This is a genomic window from Allosphingosinicella deserti, from assembly GCF_003012735.1.
Classification (GTDB): domain Bacteria; phylum Pseudomonadota; class Alphaproteobacteria; order Sphingomonadales; family Sphingomonadaceae; genus Allosphingosinicella; species Allosphingosinicella deserti.
The window spans coordinates 288,889-308,753 of the sequence record NZ_PXYI01000003.1; the positions used below are offsets into that span (position 1 = coordinate 288,889).

Below are 19,865 nucleotides of genomic sequence, written 5' to 3' on the forward strand. Positions count from 1 at the left end.
CTCCTTCCCCGCGTTTGCAGGGAAGGGCAAGAGGTGGGTAGCGGCCGTTCACGCCGTCGGCTGAGCGCTGTGACGCTCGGCTTCGCCGCCCTTCGATGCCGCCTGCGGCGTTGCTCAGGACGGGCATCGAGCGGCCTCAGCCGCACCCACCCGCAACCTCTCCCTGACAGGGAGGGGAGAAAGGGAGGATGCTGGCCGCGGCACCTGCTCTTGTCCCGCACGGGAGGATGTCAGGGAAGCTGGGCTTTCGGGAAGCCGCCCCAGGCCTCGTCGTAATCGCGTTGCAGGGCCGGGGTGTCGAGCGCGAAGCGGGTCGGGCGGAAGGGCCAGCAGCTTTCGACCATGAACGCCATCGTGCCTTCGATCCTGTGGGGCTTCAAATCCGCCTCGGAGGCGGCGCGCCAGCTGGCGACGTCGGGGCCGTGGCCGGCCATGAGATTGTGCAGCGACAGGGCGCCGGGCGCGAAGCCGTCGGCCTTGGCATCGTAGGCGCCGTGGATCAGGCCCATGCACTCGCTCATCACGTTGCGGTGGAACCAGGGCGGGCGGAACGTGTCCTCGGCGACCATCCAGCGCGGCGGGAAGATGACGAAATCGGCGTTGGCGCGGCCCGGAGTCTCGGACGGGCTGGTCAACACGGTGAAGATCGACGGATCGGGATGGTCGAAGCTCACCGTGCCGATCGTGTTGAAGCGCGCCAGATCATAGGTCCAGGGCGCGAGATTGCCGTGCCAGGCGACGACGTCCAGCGGGCTATGGTCGAGCGTCGTCGTCCACAGGCTGCCGCCGTGTTTCTGGATCAGCTCGACGGCGCCGTCGACATCCTCGAACGCCGCGACAGGGGTTTGGAAATCGCGCGGATTGGCGAGGCCGTTGGAGCCGATCGGGCCGAGCTCGGGCAGGCGGAACAGGGCGCCGTGATTTTCGGCGACATAGCCGCGTGCCCGGCCGTCGGGGAGCAAAGCGCGGAAGCGCACGCCGCGGGGGACGAGGGCGATCTCGCCCGGCGCGACGTCGAGCCGGCCCATTTCGGTGAGCAGGCTGAGCCGCCCCTGCTGGGGGATGAACAGCAATTCGCCGTCGGCATCGAAGAAATAGCGCTCCATGTCGCGGGCGGCGCGATAGACGTGGACGGCGACTCCGGCGAGCTCGGCAGGATCCTTGTTGGCGACCATGGTCACCATCGAGTCAATCAGATCCTCGGGCTCCTCGGCCCAGTCGAGCGGGTTCCAGCGCAGGCGATTGGGGGCGAGCGGTTCGCCGGCGGTGCCGGGCGCGAACAGCTTGGCGCCCTGGTAGCGGCGATAGGGCGGGTGCTCGGCGGACGGGCGCAGGCGGTAGAGCCAGGAGCGGCGATTCTCGTGGCGCGGCGCGGTGAAGGCGGTGCCGGAGAGCTGCTCGGCATAGAGCCCGAAGGCGGGCCTTTGCGGCGAGTTGCGCCCCTGCGGCAGCGCGCCGGGCACCGCCTCGGTCGCGAAATGGTTGCCGAAGCCGCTCATATACCCAGGGTGGTCGGTCATGCTTCCTCTCACGCGTGCCGCCGTCCTTTGACGTGCGTGGGGACGCTCATAGCGGGCCGATGCGGGCGGGCGAAGCCCTTGGTTGCTCCGAGGAGACGGGCGCGGAGCAGTTCGCGCATGCGGGCCTTCGCGTGCGATCGGGTGCTCGGGAGAGGCGCCCGTCGCGAGCGTGGACCGCCCGACACGTCATCCTCGCGGAAGCGAGGATCTCGTCGAGGATGGGCGCGGCGGTTCTCGTCGGGCAGCGCCCAGCCGGTGTGAGAGATTGACGACGGCGCGTTTCCGTCGGGAGATCCCAGCCATCGGGTCCCATCGAAATGGCATTTCGATGGGGGCCCTTTCGCTGGGATGACGGGATTGGCTGGGATGACGGGGAGGGGGCGGGCGTTCGCCAACGCTGGCGGCCTCTCGCCTTATTTCATCAGCACCAGTTCTTCGGCCATGGTCGGGTGGAGGGCGACGACTTCGTCGAACTGGCTCTTCTTGAGCTTGGCCTTGACCGCGATCGCGGCGGCCTGGAGGATTTCGGGGGCGTCGGGGCCGATCATGTGGATTCCGATGACCTCGTCGGTCTGGGCGTCGACGATCATCTTGTAGAGCGCGCGCTCGTTGCGGCCGGCAAGGACGTTCTTCATCGGGCGGAAATCCGCGGTGTAGGTCTTGATCGAGCCGACCTTGTTGCGCGCCTGGCCTTCGGTGAGACCGACTCCGGCCATCGGCGGATGGCTGAACACGGCCGAGGGGATATTCTCGTAGTCGACCCGGGTGGGCTTGTTGCCGAACAAGGTGTCGGCGAAGGCCTGGCCCTCGCGGATCGCCACCGGAGTCAGCTGGACCCGATTGGTGACGTCGCCGACCGCATAGATGCTGTCGACGCTCGAGCGGTTGTCGGCGTCGACGACGATCGCGCCCTGATCGTCGAGGGTGACGCCGACGCTGTCGAGGCCGAGGCCGTCGGTGTTGGGGCGGCGGCCGACCGCGAACATGAGCAGATCGGCCTCGACCGGCTCGCAATTGGTCATCTGGATGCGCAGGCTGCCGTCTTCCTTCTTCTCGACCTGCTCGAAAGCGGCGTGAAAGCGGAATTCGATGCCCTTCATCATCGAGATGGTGAGCAGGCGGTCGCGGATCGTCTCGTCATAGCCGCGCAGGATGACGTCGCTGCGGTTGACCAGGGTGACGTGGGCGCCGAACTGGTGGAAGATGCCGGCGAATTCGTTGGCGATATAGCCTGCGCCGGCGATCACCACCCGCTTGGGCAGGGCTTCGAGGTGAAAGGCCTCGTTGGACGTGATGCCGTGCTCGGCGCCGGGGAAGTCCGGCACCACGGGCGTGGCGCCGACCGCAATCAGGATCGTCTTTGCGGTGACGATGCGGCCGTCGGCGAGAGTCACCTGATTGGGGCCGGAGACGGTGGCGCGCTGGCGGATGACCTCGACGCTGTGGCGTTCGAGCGTTTCCGTGTAGAGGCCCTGGATGCGCTCGACCTCGGCAAGGACGTTGTCGCGCAGGGTCGGCCAGTGGAAATCGCATTTGGGAACGTTCCAGCCGAAACGGCGGGCGTCGGCGAGATCCTCGGCGAAATGGGCGCCGTAGACGAGCAGTTTCTTGGGCACGCAGCCGCGGATCACGCAGGTGCCGCCGACCTTGTGTTCCTCGGCCACCGCGACCCTCGCGCCATAAGCGGCGGAGACCCGCGCGGCACGGACGCCGCCGGAACCGGCACCGATGACGAAGAGGTCGTAATCGTAATTCATGTCACAGGCTCCGGCCGCGGGCGGCGTTGTTCACATGGGGGGAAGGCGAAGGCTTACTCGCCGAAGGCGCGGGCCATCAGCGCCTTGGTCGACGGATCGAAACCGAGATCCTCGCCATTGTCGATCGCCTTGGCCATCGACTTGCCGAGCTCGACACCGAACTGATCGAACGGGTTGATGCCGAGCAAAACCGCATTCACGAAGGTGCGCTGCTCGTAGAAAGCGAGCAGGGCGCCGATCGTGAACGGATCGACCCGGTCGAGCAGGATCGTCGTCGACGGGCGGTCGCCGGCATAATTGCGGTGCGGATCCTCGCTGCTTTTGCCGGCCATCAGAGCCGCGCCTTGCGCGAAGCAGTTGATCAGCAGCTGGCGGTGATGCTCTTCGTCGAGCGCATGGCCCGGCTCGACCGCGGCGACGAACTCGACCGGCACGAGATGGGTGCCCTGGTGCAGCAGCTGGAAGACGGCGTGCTGGGCATCGGTGCCGACTCCGCCCCAGGTGATCAGCGAGGTCTCGCGGCCGACCGGCGCGCCGTCGAGCGTCACCGACTTGCCGTTCGATTCCATCTCCAGCTGCTGGAGGTAGGACGGGAGCAGGCGGAGGCGTTCGTCATAGGCGAAGACGGCGCGGGTCTGGGACTTGCGGACGTTGGCGTAATAGCGATCGTGGAAGGCGGCGATCACCGGCGCGTTGCGGTGGAGCGGCGCCAGGCGGAAGTGGCGGTCCATCGCCGCGGCGCCTTCGAGCAATTGCTCGAACGCCTCCCAGCCGAGCGCCAGCGCGGCCGGGAAGCCGATCGACGACCACAAGGAATAGCGGCCGCCGACCGTCTCGGAGAAGGGCAGGATGCGTGTCTCGTCGACTCCGAACTCGACCGCCTTGTCGGGGGCGGCGGTGAGCGCGACGACCCGGCCATAGGGATCGGAGACCCCGGCTTGCTCCATCCAGGCGAGCGCCGAGCGTGTGTTGAGCAAGGTCTCCATGGTGGTGAAGGTCTTCGAGGCGACGGCGATGATCGTCGCATGCGGATCGAAATCGGCGATTGCTTCCTCAAGCGCTGCGCCGTCGACGTTGGAGACGATCTTCGCTTCATAGCGGCCGGCATCGCGGCCAAGCGCGTCGATCAGGAAATCGGGGCCGAGTGCCGAGCCGCCGATGCCGATGTGGAGGATGTGGCGGACCGGACCGAACGCCTCGGCCTCGATCGCGTCGATCAGCGCGCGCATCCGGGCGTGGAACGCACTGGAGCGGGCGACGCTCTCCGGCGCGCCCTGGCCGCGCTCGGCGCTGTGCTCGGCAGCGCGGCCCTCGGTCGGGTTGACCTCGGCCCCGGCGAACAGGGCGTCGCGGGCGCCGGCGAGATCCTGCGCCTCGGCAAGGCGCTCGAAAGCGGCGATCGCCTGTGCCGAGAGGTGGGTCTTGGAGAAATCAAAGCGAATGCCGGCTTCCTCGAGGGTCAGCCGCTGCAGGCGATCGTCCTCGGCGGCGAACAGCGCCTTCAGCGTCTTCGCTTCCACCTGCTCCACGGACGTCCACGCCTCGGTCATACGCTAATCTCCCTGTTTACGGTCGCGGCCTATCTAGGAGCGCCGCCGGGCGATGGATAGTGGGACGGAGGCGGGCGCACGCCGCAATCACGTCCTTGACCCGCCGGGTCGCCCACGCGAAAGCGCCGCAATGGCGACCAAGTCCAAGACAGCGAACGGGAAAAAGGGCGGCGTGGGCGAGACCACCCGTTTTCTGATCCTGCTGTTCGTTTTTGCCGTGCTGCTCAGAACCCTGGTGGTCACGCCGTTCGTGATCCCCTCCGGCTCGATGCTGCCGCGGCTGATGATCGGCGAATATCTGTTCGTCTCGAAATGGCCCTACGGCTTCTCGCGCTACTCGCTGCCGTTCATGGCGCCCGGGGTCGAAGGCCGTCTGCTCGGCGGCGAGCCGGAGCGCGGCGACGTCGTCGTCTTCCGCTATCCCGGAAGCGAGGACGATTGGGTGAAGAGGCTGATCGGCCTGCCCGGCGACACCATCCAGATGCGCGGCGGCCAGCTGATCCTCAACGGCAAGCCGGTACCCAAGGTGCGGATCGCCGACTATCTGATGGAGCGGACGCCCAACAGCCCGTGCCGCTACGTCGTCCGCCAGGCGGCGCTGCCGACGGTGACCGAAAATGGCAGGACCTATTGCCGCTATGCGCGCTTCCGCGAGACCCTGCCGGGCGGACGTTCCTACGAGGTGCTCGACCAGTGGCGCGGGGAGGGAGACGATACTGCGGTCTACACCGTCCCGGCCGGCCATTATTTCATGATGGGCGACAATCGCGACGACAGCGCCGACAGCCGCTATCCGCAATCGCGCGAAGGCGTCGGCTTCCTGCCGCGCGATTATCTGATCGGGCGGGCGCTGATCGTGTTCTTCTCGACCGACGGCAGCGCTTCGTGGGCGAAGCCGTGGACCTGGTTCACCGCCGCGCGCTGGAACCGGATCGGAGGCACGTTCTGATGGAGAGCGCCGCCGCCTGGGTCGAGCGCACGCTCGGCCACCCCCCCAGGGACGCCGCCCTGTTCGAGCGGGCGCTGACCCATTCGAGCTGGGGCGAGGAGCATTACGAACGGCTGGAATTTCTCGGCGACCGGGTGCTCGGCCTCGCCATGGCGAGCTGGCTGTTCGAGCTGTTCCCGAACGAGCCCGAAGGCAAATTGTCGCGGCGCCTGAACGCGCTGGTCGATCGCGACACCTGCGCGGAAGTGGCGCGCGAGCTCGGCGTCGCTAGCCAGCTGCGGCTCGGCAAGCAGGCGCGCGAGGACGGCGCGTCCGAGAGCGAGAACGTGCTCGGCGACATCACCGAGAGCCTGATCGGCGCACTTTATCTGGAGGCCGGGTACGAAGCGGCCGCCGCCTTCGTTCGCCGCGCCTGGGACGACAAGGTCAGCACCCGCGACAAGGCGCCCAAGCATCCCAAATCGGCGCTGCAGGAATGGGCGGCGGCGAACAACCGAAAGCCGCCCGTCTACCAGCTCGCCGACCGCCGCGGGCCGCATCATGCGCCGCTGTTCGTCGTCGAGGTCGAGATCAAGGGCGTCGGAACCGCGAGCGCCGAAGGAACGTCGAAGCAGGAGGCGGAAAAAGCCGCTGCCGCGAAATTGATGGAGCAATTGAAGTGACCCAGAAATGCGGTGCCATCGCCATCGTCGGCGCGCCCAATGCGGGCAAATCGACCCTGGTCAATGCACTCGTCGGCCAGAAGGTGGCGATCGTCAGCCCCAAGGCACAAACGACGCGGGTGCGGATGATGGGCATCGCGATCCATGGCGAGAGCCAGATCCTGCTGCTCGACACGCCGGGTATCTTCGAGCCGAAGCGGCGCCTCGACCGGGCGATGGTTGCGGCGGCCTGGGTCGGCGCGCAGGATGCCGATCTGATCGCACTGGTGATCGATGCCGAGCGCGGCGTGTCGCGGCGGCTGGAGGAGATGCTCGAGCGGCTGAAGGATCGGCGTGAGCCCAAGATCCTGGTGCTGAACAAGGTCGATGTCACCAAGAAGGAAGAACTGCTGGCGCTCGCGGCGCAGCTCAACGAGCGGCTCACTTTCGAGGAAATCTATTTCGTCTCGGCGACGACCGGCGACGGGGTGCCCGAGCTCAAGGCGGCGCTGGCGGCCCGGATGCCGGACGGTCCGTGGCACTTCCCCGAGGACCAGGTCTCGGACGCCACCGACCGGATGCTCGCCGCGGAAGTCACCCGCGAGCAGCTCTACCTCCAGCTCCACGCCGAATTGCCGTACGAGAGCGCGATCGAGACCGAGAAGTTCGAGGAGCGCAAGGACGGATCGGCGGCGATCCACCAACAGATCCTGGTCGCGCGCGACAGCCAGAAGGCGATCGTGCTCGGCAAGGGCGGCACCCGCATCCGCGCGATCGGCGAGGCCGCCCGCAAGGAATTGTCGGAGCTGCTCGGCCGCAAGGTCCACCTCTTCCTCCACGTCAAGGTCAACCCGAAGTGGGAAGAGGATCGCGGGCTTTATCGCGAGATCGGGCTCGACTGGGTGGAGTGAATCTGGTCCTGTGCCTGCGCGCCGCCGATCGGCGCAGGAGCAGCCATGGCCTTCTCGTCTCTCATTCTGTCCTTCCTGCTCGCGCAGGCCGGCAGTGATGCCTCCGCGATCCGGGTGCTCGGCGCGGACTTTTTCGCGTCGGACTCGGAGCATCCCGGTTCCGCGCCCGTGTCGACCCGCCAGATCGCGCACCGGCCGGGATCGAGTTGCTACGAGTGGGTCGTTCGGGTCATGCCGGTCGCGAGGTCGGTCACCGTCCGGGAAGTCTTCAGGCTTCCCTCGGCCGCGCCGCAATGGGGCGTCGATCCAGCGCGAACGCAGGTTTCGGATGATGGACGCGAGTCGGTCACGGAAATTGCCGAGGATCTTTCCGACGGCATGATCAGCAACGGCTGGTGCGTCGCCGAGGGGGATCCGGTTGGCCGCTACCGCATCAGTGTCTTTGATGGCGACCGACTGATTCAGCGCTTCGACTTCGAGGTTCAGCTGGAGACGTATTGAAGCGGAAGGAACTCGTCGAGCCAGTCAGGCCCTCACCGGCCCACTGCTACGCGGCGGCACACCGGCAGGCCCTCACCTTCTCACCGCTGTCGCGCCTCGAGCAAGCGAAGGCCGTCGCGCACGACCTCGCTCGCCGATCCGTAATGGCCAGCCTCCACCTGCTCGGCGATGAAGCGGAGGACGTGATCGCTGGGGTTCACCGACGTACTTTTGGGCATGTCCGCCTCGCGAGTACCAATATTTGATATTTTTGGCCGCGTGTGCACGGATCTCAAAAGGGGAGGTACCTCGTCGAAGCGACGTGCGCAGGCTACCGGCAATTCGCCGTCGGTGACGACGACCTTAGGCTCACCCTCCCGCCGCTGCGCGGCCGCCCATCCACAAGCGGGTGAGGGGTTGTTGCGACCGGGCCTTTCCTCTCCGGGCTTGGAAAGGCGTGGTGGTGATGCAAGACCCAAATCCCTCTCCCGTTTCGGGGAGAGGGAGGGGCCCACCGCGTAGCGGTGGGAGGGAGAGGGCTGGCCCCGGCGTACGCTCCGGAGGGCGCACGCCGGGTTCGCACGATCAGGCCGCCGCGGGTTCGGCGATCCCGATCGGTTCGACGCTGTCGGGGTTCTGCGGCACGTCGAAGCGGTCGGCATTCATCACCTTGGTCCAGGCGGAGACGAAGTCGTGGACGAACTTCTCCTCATTGCCGCTCTCCGCGTAGATCTCGGCGGTGGCGCGCAGCTGGCTGTTGGAGCCGAAGATGAGGTCGGTACGCGTGGCGCGCCATTTCTCGTGACGGCCGCCGCGATCATAGCCGATGAACTCCTCGTCGGCGCTTTCATCGATCACCTGCCAGAAGGTATCGTCGTCGAGCAGCTTGACGAAGAAGTCGTTGGTCAGCTGACCCTTGCGATCGGTGAACACGCCTTCCGGTGCGTCCTTGTGGTTGGCGCCGAGGACGCGCAGGCCGCCGAGCAGCACCGTCATCTCCGGAACCGACAGGCCGAGCAGGGAGGCGCGGTCGAGGAGCAATTCCTCGGTGCGCACCGAATGCTTGGTCTTGAGGTAGTTGCGGAAGCCGTCCGCCACGGGCTCCATCACGGCGAAGCTGTCGGCGTCAGTCCACTCCTGGGTCGCATCGCCGCGGCCGCCGGTGAACGGCACCTCGACGTCGAAACCGGCGTCGCGTGCGGCTTTCTCGACAGCGGCAGTGCCGGCGAGAACGATCGCGTCCGCGACCGAAAGCGATCCGCGCAGCTCCTCAATCCTGGCGAGGATCTGCGAAAGCTCCTCCGGCTCGTTGACGGCCCAATCCTTCTGCGGCGCCAGCCGGATGCGGGCACCGTTGGCGCCGCCGCGGTGGTCGGAGCGGCGATAGGTGGAGGCCGAGGCCCAGGCGGTCTTGACCAACTGGCCGACGCTGAACCCGGCGTCGAGGATCTTCGCCTTGAACGCAGCGACGTCGGCATCGGACGGCGCAGTGCCGGCCGGCACCGGATCCTGCCAGATCAGATCCTCGGCCGGTACTTCCGGCCCGAGATAGCGGACCTTTGGCCCCATGTCGCGGTGGGTGAGCTTGAACCAGGCTCGGGCGAAGGCGTCCTTGAACGCCTCATGGTCGTTGCGGAACTTCTCCGAGATCACGCGGAATTCCGGATCGACCTTGAGCGCCATGTCGGCCGTGGTCATCATCGTCGGCACGCGCTTGGACGGATCGTGCGCCGCCGGCGCCATGTCCTCGGGCTTCTGGTTGATCGGCTGCCATTGCTTGGCGCCGGCCGGGCTCCGGACCAGCTCATATTCGTAATCGAGCAGCAGCCGGAAATAATTCTCCGACCATTCGGTGGGCGTGTTGACCCAGGCGCCCTCGATGCCGCTGGTAATCGTATGCTCGCCGAAGCCGCTCTCGTGGGCGCTCGCCCAGCCGAGGCCCTGCAAGGCGATGTCGGCCGCTTCCGGCGCGGAGTCGACGAGGCTCGGATCGCCGGCGCCGTGCGCCTTGCCGAACGTGTGGCCGCCGGCGGTCAGCGCCACCGTCTCCTCATGGTTCATCGCCATGCGCTCGAACGTCACCTTGATGTCGCGCGCAGAGCCGAGCGGATCGGGATCGCCGCCGGGGCCTTCCGGATTGACGTAGATCAGGCCCATCTGGATCGCGGCGAGGGGATGCTCGAGCTCCAGTTCCTCCTCCGGCCGAATGCGGGTCTTGTTGTCCGGGTGGCCGACGAATTGCTCTTCGGAGCCCCAATAGATGTCACGCTCAGGCTCGAACACGTCCTTGCGGCCGCCGCCGAAGCCGAACACCGGGCCGCCCATCGATTCGATGGCGACGTTGCCGGTGAGGATGAACAGGTCGGCCCAGCTGATATTCTTGCCGTATTTGCGCTTGATCGGCCACAGCAGGCGCCGGGCCTTGTCGAGATTGCCGTTGTCCGGCCAGCTGTTGAGCGGCGCGAAGCGCTGCTGGCCGCTATTGGCGCCGCCGCGCCCATCGGCAGTGCGGTACGTGCCGGCGGCATGCCAGGCCATGCGGATGAACAAGGGGCCGTAATGGCCGTAATCGGCCGGCCACCACGATTTGCTGTCGGTCATCAGCGCATGGAGATCCGCCTTGAGCGCATCGTAGTCGAGCTTCTGGAACGCCTCGGCATAATCGAAATCGGCGCCCATCGGATCGGGCGAGAGCCCACCCTGGTGCAGGATGTCGAGCGGCAGCGATTCCGGCCACCAATCCTTACTCGTGCGGCCGAGCAGCGAGCGGACCGTCGTCGGCTTTTCGACCGGGCATCCCATGTTTCCGGTTTTTGCGTCCATGTTCCTGCACCTCTCCTTGTGGGTTGCCGAACGCTACACCGCACGGAAGGTCGTCCGAAATCGTTATTCTTGATCAGAGACTGCAACTGGCTCGATCACGGGGCAGGCTGGCGCACCGCGCATCTTGGCATCACGGCGAGCTTCCTTCGGCGTAAGGTGATCGGCATTGGGTTCGGGAGAACGCCTCGATGCCCCCTCGCTTCAAGTGGTTCGGGGATCATGTCCCTCGTCATCGGTCTAACCGGCGATGGCGACGGCCGAGTGGTCCTCCTGCGCCAAAACCGGGACACCGGAGGCCTTGCGCTCCGAATAGCGGTTCACCAGCCGGCCCGCATGGGGACGCATCAGGACGGTGATGCGGACGAGTTCCTCCATCACGTCGACGATCCGATCATAATATGCGGACGGCCGCATGCGGCCATGTTCGTCGAATTCCTTGTACGCCATGGCGATCGAGGACTGGTTGGGGATGGTGAACATCCGCATCCAGCGGCCGAGCAGGCGGAGGGTATTGACCGCGTTGAACGACTGCGAGCCGCCTGACACCTGCATCACGGCAAGGGTGCGCCCCTGGGTGGGACGCATGCCCTTGAGCTCGAGCGGGAGATGATCGATCTGCGCCTTCATGATGCCGGTGATCTGGCCGTGGCGCTCCGGGCTGCACCAGACCTGACCCTCCGACCATATCGACAATTCGCGAAGCTCCCGTACGGCGGGATGGTCGTCGCCCGGCACCTGATCGGGCAATGGGAGATCGGACGGATCGAAGATCCGGGTCTCGGCCCCGAACATCTGCAGCAGCCTTGCCGCCTCCTCGACGGCGAAGCGGGAGAAGGAGCGCTGGCGGAGGGAGCCGTACAGCAGGAGGATGCGGGGTGGCGGCTGCTCGTCTCCGAGGTCCGACGCCGGTCGCGCGATCACGTAGGCCGGATCGATCGCGGGCAGGATGGCGGGATCGGGAAGAACACGGACGCGGCTCATGCGAAATCCTTGATGAGGTAGGTGGCGCTCGACGGGCAGAGCGATGTGAACTGAGCGGTGGCTGCAATCGCCGGAGGGGCTTCGGCGCGTGGCGCATCACGATAGCCGAGCCGGCGGAAGAACGGGGCCGCATCGGTCGTCAGCAGATGGAGCCGCATCGTGCCGTCGCTGCGCGCGACCCGCTCCACCTCGGCGACAAGACGCGCCCCGTGACCGCTCGCCCGCCTGCCGTGCACGACGACGAGGGATCGCAGCAGAGCATCCTCTCCGGCCTGTTCGAGACCCACATAGCCGATCGGCCCCAGTCCGTCGGCCAGTCTGAAGAAGGCGCGGCCCGGCGCCTCCAGGTCGTCGGTGGGAAGCCCGGCCCGTTCGAGTGCGCGCCGCAGCGGATCGTCTTCCCCGGCAGGTATCCGTTCAAAATCGCTCATGCGGCGTCTCCGGCTTCGTACCAATCACAGGTGCGCCTTACGATGGACACGATCGAGCGCAGAGCCGGCGCTGCAAACACGATGTCGATACCGTCCACGCCGGATCCTCCTTGTCGTTCAGCAGCAGGGCAGGAGTTCGGAGACGAGCGCCTCACACAGTTCGGTGCCTCCGCCGCAGCAATCCTTCACCAGGAAGAGGGTCAAAGTGCGCAGCCGCCCGAGATCGGCTCGGTAGACGATCGAGCGGCTGTGACGCTCCGACATCACCAGACCGGCGCGGGCGAGCGTCGCAAGGTGGGCCGACATCGTGTTCTGCGGGACGTCCATCAGCCGTGCAATCTCGCCGGCCGGGAGCCCGTGCGGCTCATGCTTCACGAGCAGTCGATAGGTTTCCAGCCGCGTCTTCTGCGAAAGACCAGCGAGACAGGTCAGGGCGGAATCGATATCCATACATCCGGATATAACGATATATCCGCGCTTGCAAAGCCTTCTTCTGCCGGCGCCGGGACCATTCGCCAGAAGGGTCCGTGGAGCGCGCGCCGCCTGACCTTCCGCCTGCTCCGCTAGGCGGCGTCGAGCATCTCGTCGACCCAGGCGGGTACCAGCAGGCCGGCGGGGCCGGTTCTCGCCTCGTGGAAGTAGACGCTGCCGAGGCTTGGCTCGAGATTCATCTCGAGGGTCTGGGCGCTGTAATAGCGGGCGGTCTGGACGAAGCCCGCGGCGGGGTAGACCGCGCCCGAAGTGCCGATCGACACGAACAGATCGGCCTCGCGCAGGGCGGCGTCGATCCGCTCCATCTGGTAGGGCATCTCGCCGAACCAGACGATGTCCGGCCGTAGGCCGCCGGAGGCGCCGCAGACCGGGCAGGGAGGATCCCCGGACAGATCCTCGTGCCACGGGATCCGGTTGTCGCAGGCGAGGCACCAGGCGGAGGTGAGCTGGCCATGCATGTGGAGTACGCCGGTCGCGCCGCCGCGCTCGTGGAGATCGTCGACATTCTGGGTGACGAGCAGCAGTTTGCCCGGCCATTCCGCTTCGAGCCTGGCAAGGGCGCGGTGCGCCGGGTTGGGCTCGACCTCCTTCAGCCGGGCCCGGCGCGCGTCGTAGAAGCTCTGGACGAGCGCGGGATCGCGCGCGAACGCCTCCGGCGTGGCGACGTCTTCGACAGGATGCCCCTCCCAGAGGCCGTCGGGGCCGCGGAAGGTGGCGAGGCCGCTCTCGGCGGAGATGCCGGCGCCGGTGAGGATGACGATGTTGTGGATTTCGCGCTGGTGCATCGCGGGAGCTTAGTCGAGGGACGGAAGCCGGCGGAAGCGGGAAACGGCCTTTTGCAAGGCGGAAGGGAGGCGCTTCGCGCACCCACCCATGGCCGAGGAGGTTTGGAGGCGCGCGATTGACGAGCGGTCGAACCGCTGTCAGCTTTTGCAGGACAGCATGAGGCGAGCGCGTGCCCGATACTGCCGAACCCGCATTGATCCACATCCTCGACGACGACGAGTCGCTGCGGGCGGCGCTCGACAGCCTGTTCCGCTCGGTAGGCCTGCGCGCCCGCGGCTATGCGTCGGTGGCCGAGTTTCTGAAGGCGCCGCCGCCGGATGGACCAGGCTGTCTCTTGCTCGACGTGCGCCTTCCGGGGACGAGCGGGCTCGATTTCCAAGCGCGGCTTGCGGAGCATGCGATCACCCTGCCAGTGATCCTGATGACCGGTCATGGCGACATCCAGATGTCGGTGCGGGCGATGAAGGCCGGCGCTGTCGACTTCCTCGCCAAACCGTTTCGCGACCAGGACATGCTCGATGCCGTCGCGGAGGCGCTCGCCCGCGATCGGACGCAGCGCGATGGGGCGGCGCGTGCGGCTGGGTTGCGCGGCCGCTACGACGCTTTGACCCCGCGCGAGCGCGAAGTCATGACGCACGTCACCGCCGGCAAGATGAACAAGCAGATTGCCGGGACGCTGGGGCTCAGCGAAATCACCGTGAAGATCCACCGCGGCTCGGCGATGCGCAAGATGGGTGCGCGCACCCTTGCTGATCTCGTGCGGATGGCAGAGGCGCTGGGGCTACAGCCGGAGCAGCCGCCGGCGCGCTGAGGGTCGCCGGGGTGTCGCCCTCCGCTCGTTCCCGCCATACCCAAGTATAGTATCGGCCCTGGCGATTTTCTGTAACAGCGCGAACAGCTTGTGCCGCCGTGGCGAGGCCGGGAGGATGCGCCGTGACGGCCGAAAGGATCATCTCCGTCGTCGAGGACGACGAGTCCCTGCGGGTCGCACTGGTCGGATTGCTGCGGGCCTCCGGCTATGCCGGCCGCGGCTTCGCATCGTCCGAGGACTATCTCGGCGTGCGGGATGGCACCTGCGAGTGCGTCGTGACCGATATCCATCTGCCGGGCGCAAGCGGCATCGAGATGATCGGCTTGCTGCGCGCGCTTGGTGACGACACGCCGGTGATCGTGATCACTGCGCGGCCCGAGCCGGCACTGGAGCGGGAAGCGATCGGGCGGGGTGCCCTGTGCATTCTGAGGAAGCCGGTCGAAGCAAAGATTTTGCTCGATTGTGTGGTGCGCGCACTGGGGGCATGATGCCGGCCGTCTCGTGCTGCATCAGGGGATTGGGATGGCCAGACTGGATCGGGCGGGCGCGTCCGAGATCCTCGACCTCGTCCACGACGCGATCATCGTTCGCGATGCCGCCGGGCACATCGTTCAGTGGAATCTCGCCGCCGAGCAGCATTATGGCTGGTCGCGCAGCGAGGCGCATGGACAAAGGCTTTGCGAGCTCCTCGGCTGCACCGCCGCGGCACCTGTCTCCGACATCGAGAATCTGCTGCTGTCGGCGGGGCTATGGGAAGGGGAACTGACCCGGCGGGACCGGAACGGGCGCGAGATGGCCGTCGAGGCGCGCTGGTCGCTGCGCCGTGACCGCACGGGGGTGCCGCTCCACATCGTCGAGACCAGCCGCGACATCAGCCACAGGCGCCGCACCGAAGCGGAGGCCCGGCTGACCGAATATCGTTACCGCAACCTCTTCCAGGCGATGGCGGTCGCATTCTGGGAGATCGACTTCAGCGGCGTCGGCAACATGCTTCGTGCCCTTTTCGCCGACGGGGTCACCGACGTTCGCGCGCACATGCTGGCCGATCGCCAATTCACGCGCACTGCGATGACCCGGTCGCGGGTGCGCGACGTCAACGACAAGACGCTTTCGCTGTTCGGCGCCGCGACGCGCGAGGAGATCGTCGGCGGCACGGTGGCGCGTTTCTGGCCGGCGGAGAGCGAGCCGGTGTTCATAGAAGCGGTGGTCGCCTCGGCGGAGAAGCGGCCGCATTATATCACCGAGACCAAGCTGCTGACCGTGACGGGTGCGGAAATCGACGTTCTGTTCACCGTCTCCTGGTCTCCCGAAAGCCGCAAGGAAGGGGTGATCCTGCTGGGGGTGATCGATATCGGCGACCGAAAGCGGGCGGAGGAGGCGATGCACGGCTTGCAGGCCGATCTCGCCCGTGCCGCCCGGATCTCCATACTTGGCGAATTCACCGCTTCGATCGCGCACGAGGTCAATCAGCCGCTCGCCGCCATCGCTACGAACGGCGAGGCGGGCCTGCGCTGGCTCGATCGTCCCGAGCCGGACATCGAGGAGGTTCGTTCGCTGTCCGCGAGGATCGTCGCCGATGCGCGCAGAGCCGCCGAGATCATCGGCCGGGTGCGTGCGATGGCCGAACAGCGGCCGCCCCAACGGACGTTGCTGGACGTGAACGCCCTCATCGAGGAGACGCTTCTTTTCCTTCGCCATGATCTGAAGAGCCACGCGATCGCGGTCTCGGCCGTGCTCGCCACGGACCTCCCGCCGATTGCCGGGGATCGAACCCAGATCCAACAGATCCTGGTCAATCTTGCGGTCAATGCGATCCAGGCAATGGCGGACCTGCCGGTCGAGCGGCGACGCCTGTCGGTTCACAGCGTCAAAGCCGCGGGCCGGAGCGTGGCCGTGACGATCGAGGATGAGGGGAACGGCTTCGCAGCAGGCGCCGAGGCGCGGCTGTTCGACAGTTTCTTCACCACCAAGCCCTCGGGGATGGGAATGGGCCTGAGGATCTGCCGATCGATCGCCGAGGCGCATGGTGGCACGATCGAAGCTCGGGCACGGAGCGGCGGCGCCGGCGCTGCGTTTACGCTGACCCTGCCGGGGGCAAGCTGGGACGAGGCGGTTGCAGCGCCTGGGGAAGTCGATGATCATACCAAGGTATGAGGGGCCCAGCCACAGGTAGAATTTCGGCCTGCCGCCCAATGACGCATCTTCGAACGGACGGAAAGGCAGGCGCATAGGGGCGCCGCGGCCGTCTCCTGAGGGAGGTGCGAAGATGTCGACCACCATCATGCTGATCCATGGCGCCTGGCTCAATTCACGCTGCTGGGAGCTTTGGCGCCGCCGCTACGAAGCGCTCGGCTACACCGTCGGGACTCCGGATTGGCCGTATGACGACCGTTCGCCTGCGGAGTTGCGGACCAGCCCGAGGACCGAATTGGCAAGCCTCGGCCAGCGCGAGATCATCGATCACTATGCGCGGCAGGTCCAGGCGCTGGCCGAGCCGCCGATCCTGATCGGCCACTCGTTCGGGGGGGTGATCGTCCAGCATCTGCTCGATCGCGGTCTCGGCCTGTGCGGCGTCGCGATCGATCCGGCGCCGACCCCGGGCGTTCCCCTCGGCCTCCATGCGATCGTCTCGGCGCTGCCGGTGTTTCTCGATCTCGGCAGCTGGAAACGGACGAAAACGATGACTCGAAGATTCTTCCGTACCCGCTTCGCCCAGACCGCCCCCAAGGACCAAGCCGACGCGCTCTACGATCGCTACGTCGTGCCGACCCCCGGCAAGGTCTATTGGGACGGCATTCTCAAGCCGATCAAGATACGCTGGGACAATCCGGTGCGCGCGCCCTTGCTGCTCGTCGCCGGCAGCAAGGATCTGATCGCCGACGCCAGCATGACCGCGGCGATCTTCCGCAAGCAGCGTCGGGCGCCCTCGGCAACCGAGCTCAAGACCTACCCCGAACGATCGCATTGGACCTGCATGGACAATGGCTGGGAAGAGGTGGCCGACTTCACACTAGACTGGGCGGTTCGCCATGCGCGGCCCGCGTCGCAATCCCCGGCCGCATCGCTTGCGGCCTGAACCCCTGTCCTCACCACATCCAAGGAGACGACGATGCCGACGATCACGACTCGCGACAATGCCGAGATATTCTACAAGGATTGGGGCCACGGACAGCCGATCCTGTTCTCGCACGGCTGGCCGCTCAGCGCCGACGCGTGGGACAATCAGATGTTGTTCTTCGGCGAGCGGGGCTACCGGGTGATTGCCCACGACCGCCGTAGCCATGGCCGCTCAAGTCAGACCTGGGACGGCAACGACATGGATCATTATGCCGACGATCTCGCGGAGCTGATCGAGGCGCTCGACCTGCGCGACGTCGTGCTGGTCGGCCATTCGACCGGCGGCGGCGAGATCGTGCACTATATCGGCCGCCACGGCACCGACCGGGTCGCCAGGGTCGTGCTGGTCGGCGCGGTGCCGCCGCTGATGCTTCAGACCTCCGGAAATCCCGGCGGGCTGCCGCGGGCGGTGTTCGACGGCATTCGCGAGGGCACACGCGACGACCGATCCAAATTCTTTCTCGACCTTACCGGCCCCTTCTACGGCTATAATCGTGAAGGCGCGGAAATCTCGGAAGGGGTGCGCCAATCCTTTTGGCTTCAGGGCATGCTCGGCGGCATCAAGGGCCTGTACGATTGCATCCACGAATTCTCGGAAGTGGACTATACCGAGGATCTGAAGCGGATCGACGTGCCGACCCTGTTCCTGCACGGCGACGACGATCAGATCGTACCGATCGGCGCGGCCGCGCGTGCGGCGGTGAAACTGGTGCCGGGCGCACGGCTCAAGGAATATGCCGGCGGCGGACACGGGTTTCCGCAGACCCATTCGGGTATCTTCAACGCGGACCTGCTTGGGTTTATCGAGGAGGGCGCAGCGCACAGTCGGCCGTTCATCCTGGCGACGCCGGTCAGCGCCTGAGGATTGCGTATGTCATTGGCAAGCAGGCAGACTTTGATCGACACGCGCGGTGCGCAGATGTTTCCGACGCTCACTCCCGACGAAATGGAGCGGCTGCGGCGATTCGGCACCCTCGAGCATTTCGCGGCGGGAACCGCGATGGTGCAGGTCGGCGAAACCGGCCATGGCCTGTACGTGCTGCTTTCGGGTGCGGTCGAGATCAGCCAGAACGATCGGGGGGTGCGAACCCCGATCGTCACCCATCTGGCCGGCGGCTTCATGGGCGAGCTCGCCCAGCTTTCGGGACGCGCCTCGCTGGTCGACGCTTATGCGCTGCGCGATAGCCAGGTGATCGCGATCCCGCCGGAGCGGCTGCGCGACGTGCTGGTTGCGGAAGCGACGCTCGGCGAGCGGATCATGCGCGCGCTGATCCTGCGCCGGATGGGGCTGATCGAGGTCGGTGCGGGCGGTCCGGTGATCGTCGGCCGCGCCGGAAGCGGCGACGTGTTGCGGTTGTCCAATTTCCTCGGGCGTAACGGCCACCCGCATACGACGCTCGACCCGGCCGTCGACAGCTGTGCCGCGACCCTGATCGAGCGTTTTCAGGTGACCGAGGAACAATTGCCGATCGTGCTCTGCCCCGACGGCAAGCTGCTGCGCAACCCGACCGAGGCGGCGCTCGGCCGCTGCATCGGCCTGGTCCGTCCAATCGATCCGGACACCGTGTTCGACGTGGTCGTCGTCGGCGCCGGACCGGCGGGACTCGCCACCGCCGTCTATGCGGGGTCGGAGGGGCTTTCGACGGTCGTGCTCGATTGCCGCGCGTTCGGCGGGCAGGCGGGCGCATCGGCGCGTATCGAAAATTATCTCGGCTTCCCGACGGGGATTTCCGGAATGGCGCTGATGGGGCGCGCGTTCAACCAGGCGCAGAAATTCGGGGTCGAGATGGCGATCCCGGACGAGTGCGTTTCGCTCGGCGAGGACGGCACCAGCCTGGCCGTGCGGCTTGCCGAAGGCGAAATGGTGCGCGCGCGGACGATCGTGATTGCGACGGGCGCGCGCTACCGCCGGCTGCCGGTGCGCGACGTCGAGGCCTATGAGGGATCGTCGATCCATTATTGGGCCTCGCCGCAGGAAGCGCGATTGTGCGGCGGCGAATCGATCGCCTTGGTCGGCGGCGGCAATTCGGCCGGCCAGGCGGTCGCCTATCTCGCGGAACATGCCGCCAAGGTAACCCTGGTGGCGCGGCGACCGCTGGCCGAAACGATGTCTTCCTACCTGATCGACCGCATTGCCGGGCTCGCCAATGTCGAGGTGGTCACCGGCGCCGAGATCAGCGCATTGGAAGGGGAGGGCGGCATGCTGCACGCCGTCCAGATCCGCGATCGGCGGACCGGCGCGGAAAGCCGGCGCGAGGCACGGCAATTGTTCCTGTTCATCGGCGCCGATCCGAACACCGACTGGCTGGCGTCGGCGGGGCTCGACATGGACGAGCGCGGATTCGTTCGAACCGGATCCTCCTGCACCGACGTGCGCCTGCCGCTGGAGACGTGCCGGCGCGGTGTGTTCGCGGTGGGCGATGTGCGCGCCGGCTCGGTCAAGCGGGTGGCCGCGGCAGTCGGCGACGGGGCGCTCGCGGTGTCCTCGATCCACGCCTATCTGGCGCAACTGGACCGGCCGCGGGTGATCGTCGAGCAGGTGGTTCAGCGGGCTTGATTCTGGAGAGGGCGCCGAATCCTCCAACATCCTCCCCGCGCGCGGGGAGGATCTAGAAT

19 protein-coding genes are annotated in these 19,865 nt (G+C 66.7%); 10 read left to right on the forward strand and 9 right to left on the reverse strand.

Going from position 1 to position 19,865, the window contains the following annotated elements:
• Positions 1-230: 230 nt before the first annotated feature.
• The 3 genes from hmgA to pgi all read right to left on the reverse strand — a co-directional run bounded on the left by hmgA (position 231) and on the right by pgi (position 4,827).
• Positions 231-1,520 (reverse strand): homogentisate 1,2-dioxygenase, encoded by a 1,290-nt coding sequence (hmgA, locus tag C7I55_RS09800; protein ID WP_106512756.1) that lies wholly within the window; start codon positions 1,518-1,520, stop codon positions 231-233.
• A 413-nt stretch (positions 1,521-1,933) separates the two neighbouring features.
• Complete coding sequence (gene gorA / locus C7I55_RS09805; protein WP_106512757.1) at positions 1,934-3,277, reverse strand: glutathione-disulfide reductase; 1,344 nt, start codon at positions 3,275-3,277, stop codon at positions 1,934-1,936.
• A 53-nt stretch (positions 3,278-3,330) separates the two neighbouring features.
• Positions 3,331-4,827 carry a glucose-6-phosphate isomerase gene (pgi, locus tag C7I55_RS09810; protein WP_106512758.1) on the reverse strand — a complete coding sequence of 499 codons (1,497 nt, stop codon included), beginning with the start codon at positions 4,825-4,827 and terminating at the stop codon, positions 3,331-3,333.
• Between the two features lie 130 nt (positions 4,828-4,957).
• On the opposite strand from pgi, the gene lepB reads away from it, so the two are divergent.
• The 4 genes from lepB to C7I55_RS09830 are packed head-to-tail and all read left to right on the forward strand — an operon-like array spanning position 4,958 to position 7,829.
• Positions 4,958-5,776: a signal peptidase I gene (gene lepB / locus C7I55_RS09815; protein ID WP_106512759.1), complete on the forward strand. Its 819-nt coding sequence runs from the start codon at positions 4,958-4,960 to the stop codon at positions 5,774-5,776.
• A complete protein-coding gene (gene rnc / locus C7I55_RS28785) occupies positions 5,776-6,438 on the forward strand; it encodes a ribonuclease III (protein WP_106512760.1) in 663 nt (220 codons plus the stop codon). Before lepB ends, rnc begins: the two co-directional genes overlap by 1 nt.
• Positions 6,435-7,328 carry a GTPase Era gene (gene era / locus C7I55_RS09825; RefSeq protein WP_233222136.1) on the forward strand — a complete coding sequence of 298 codons (894 nt, stop codon included), beginning with the start codon at positions 6,435-6,437 and terminating at the stop codon, positions 7,326-7,328. Before rnc ends, era begins: the two co-directional genes overlap by 4 nt.
• 45 nt (positions 7,329-7,373) lie before the next feature.
• Positions 7,374-7,829, forward strand: coding sequence for a hypothetical protein (locus tag C7I55_RS09830; protein ID WP_106512762.1), 456 nt, complete (start codon positions 7,374-7,376; stop codon positions 7,827-7,829).
• An 80-nt stretch (positions 7,830-7,909) separates the two neighbouring features.
• Here the strand turns inward: C7I55_RS09830 and C7I55_RS09835 are convergent, their stop codons facing one another.
• The 6 genes from C7I55_RS09835 to C7I55_RS09860 form a co-directional block, all read right to left on the reverse strand.
• Entirely contained in the window at positions 7,910-8,047 is a 138-nt protein-coding gene (locus C7I55_RS09835; protein WP_106512763.1) for a type II toxin-antitoxin system ParD family antitoxin, read from the reverse strand.
• Positions 8,048-8,393: 346 nt separating this feature from the next.
• Entirely contained in the window at positions 8,394-10,631 is a 2,238-nt protein-coding gene (gene katG, locus C7I55_RS09840) for a catalase/peroxidase HPI (RefSeq protein WP_106512764.1), read from the reverse strand.
• 237 nt (positions 10,632-10,868) lie between these two features.
• Complete coding sequence (gene arsH / locus C7I55_RS09845; protein ID WP_106512765.1) at positions 10,869-11,612, reverse strand: arsenical resistance protein ArsH; 744 nt, start codon at positions 11,610-11,612, stop codon at positions 10,869-10,871.
• Positions 11,609-12,043 carry an arsenic resistance N-acetyltransferase ArsN2 gene (gene arsN2 / locus C7I55_RS09850; protein WP_106512766.1) on the reverse strand — a complete coding sequence of 145 codons (435 nt, stop codon included), beginning with the start codon at positions 12,041-12,043 and terminating at the stop codon, positions 11,609-11,611. The genes arsH and arsN2 overlap by 4 nt, the downstream gene beginning before the upstream one ends.
• Before the next feature lie 117 nt (positions 12,044-12,160).
• Positions 12,161-12,493, reverse strand: coding sequence for an ArsR/SmtB family transcription factor (locus C7I55_RS09855; protein ID WP_106512767.1), 333 nt, complete (start codon positions 12,491-12,493; stop codon positions 12,161-12,163).
• Positions 12,494-12,606: 113 nt separating this feature from the next.
• Positions 12,607-13,320 carry an NAD-dependent deacylase gene (locus C7I55_RS09860; RefSeq protein WP_106512768.1) on the reverse strand — a complete coding sequence of 238 codons (714 nt, stop codon included), beginning with the start codon at positions 13,318-13,320 and terminating at the stop codon, positions 12,607-12,609.
• A gap of 170 nt (positions 13,321-13,490) precedes the next feature.
• Here C7I55_RS09860 and C7I55_RS09865 point away from each other — a divergent pair, with 170 nt between their 5' ends.
• From C7I55_RS09865 to C7I55_RS09890, 6 genes are all read left to right on the forward strand, one after another.
• Complete coding sequence (locus tag C7I55_RS09865; RefSeq protein ID WP_106512769.1) at positions 13,491-14,132, forward strand: response regulator transcription factor; 642 nt, start codon at positions 13,491-13,493, stop codon at positions 14,130-14,132.
• Positions 14,133-14,254: 122 nt separating this feature from the next.
• Positions 14,255-14,620: a response regulator transcription factor gene (locus tag C7I55_RS09870; RefSeq protein WP_158266366.1), complete on the forward strand. Its 366-nt coding sequence runs from the start codon at positions 14,255-14,257 to the stop codon at positions 14,618-14,620.
• Between the two features lie 34 nt (positions 14,621-14,654).
• Positions 14,655-16,286 carry a sensor histidine kinase gene (locus tag C7I55_RS09875; protein WP_106512771.1) on the forward strand — a complete coding sequence of 544 codons (1,632 nt, stop codon included), beginning with the start codon at positions 14,655-14,657 and terminating at the stop codon, positions 16,284-16,286.
• Positions 16,287-16,398: 112 nt separating this feature from the next.
• Positions 16,399-17,208, forward strand: a complete 810-nt coding sequence (locus C7I55_RS09880; protein WP_106512772.1) for an alpha/beta hydrolase — start codon at positions 16,399-16,401, stop codon at positions 17,206-17,208.
• A 33-nt stretch (positions 17,209-17,241) separates the two neighbouring features.
• On the forward strand, positions 17,242-18,111 hold the full coding sequence (locus C7I55_RS09885; protein WP_106512773.1) for an alpha/beta fold hydrolase: 870 nt from the start codon (positions 17,242-17,244) through the stop codon (positions 18,109-18,111).
• Between the two features lie 33 nt (positions 18,112-18,144).
• Positions 18,145-19,806, forward strand: coding sequence for an FAD-dependent oxidoreductase (locus C7I55_RS09890; RefSeq protein ID WP_332888415.1), 1,662 nt, complete (start codon positions 18,145-18,147; stop codon positions 19,804-19,806).
• The last annotated feature ends 59 nt before the right edge of the window (positions 19,807-19,865 follow it).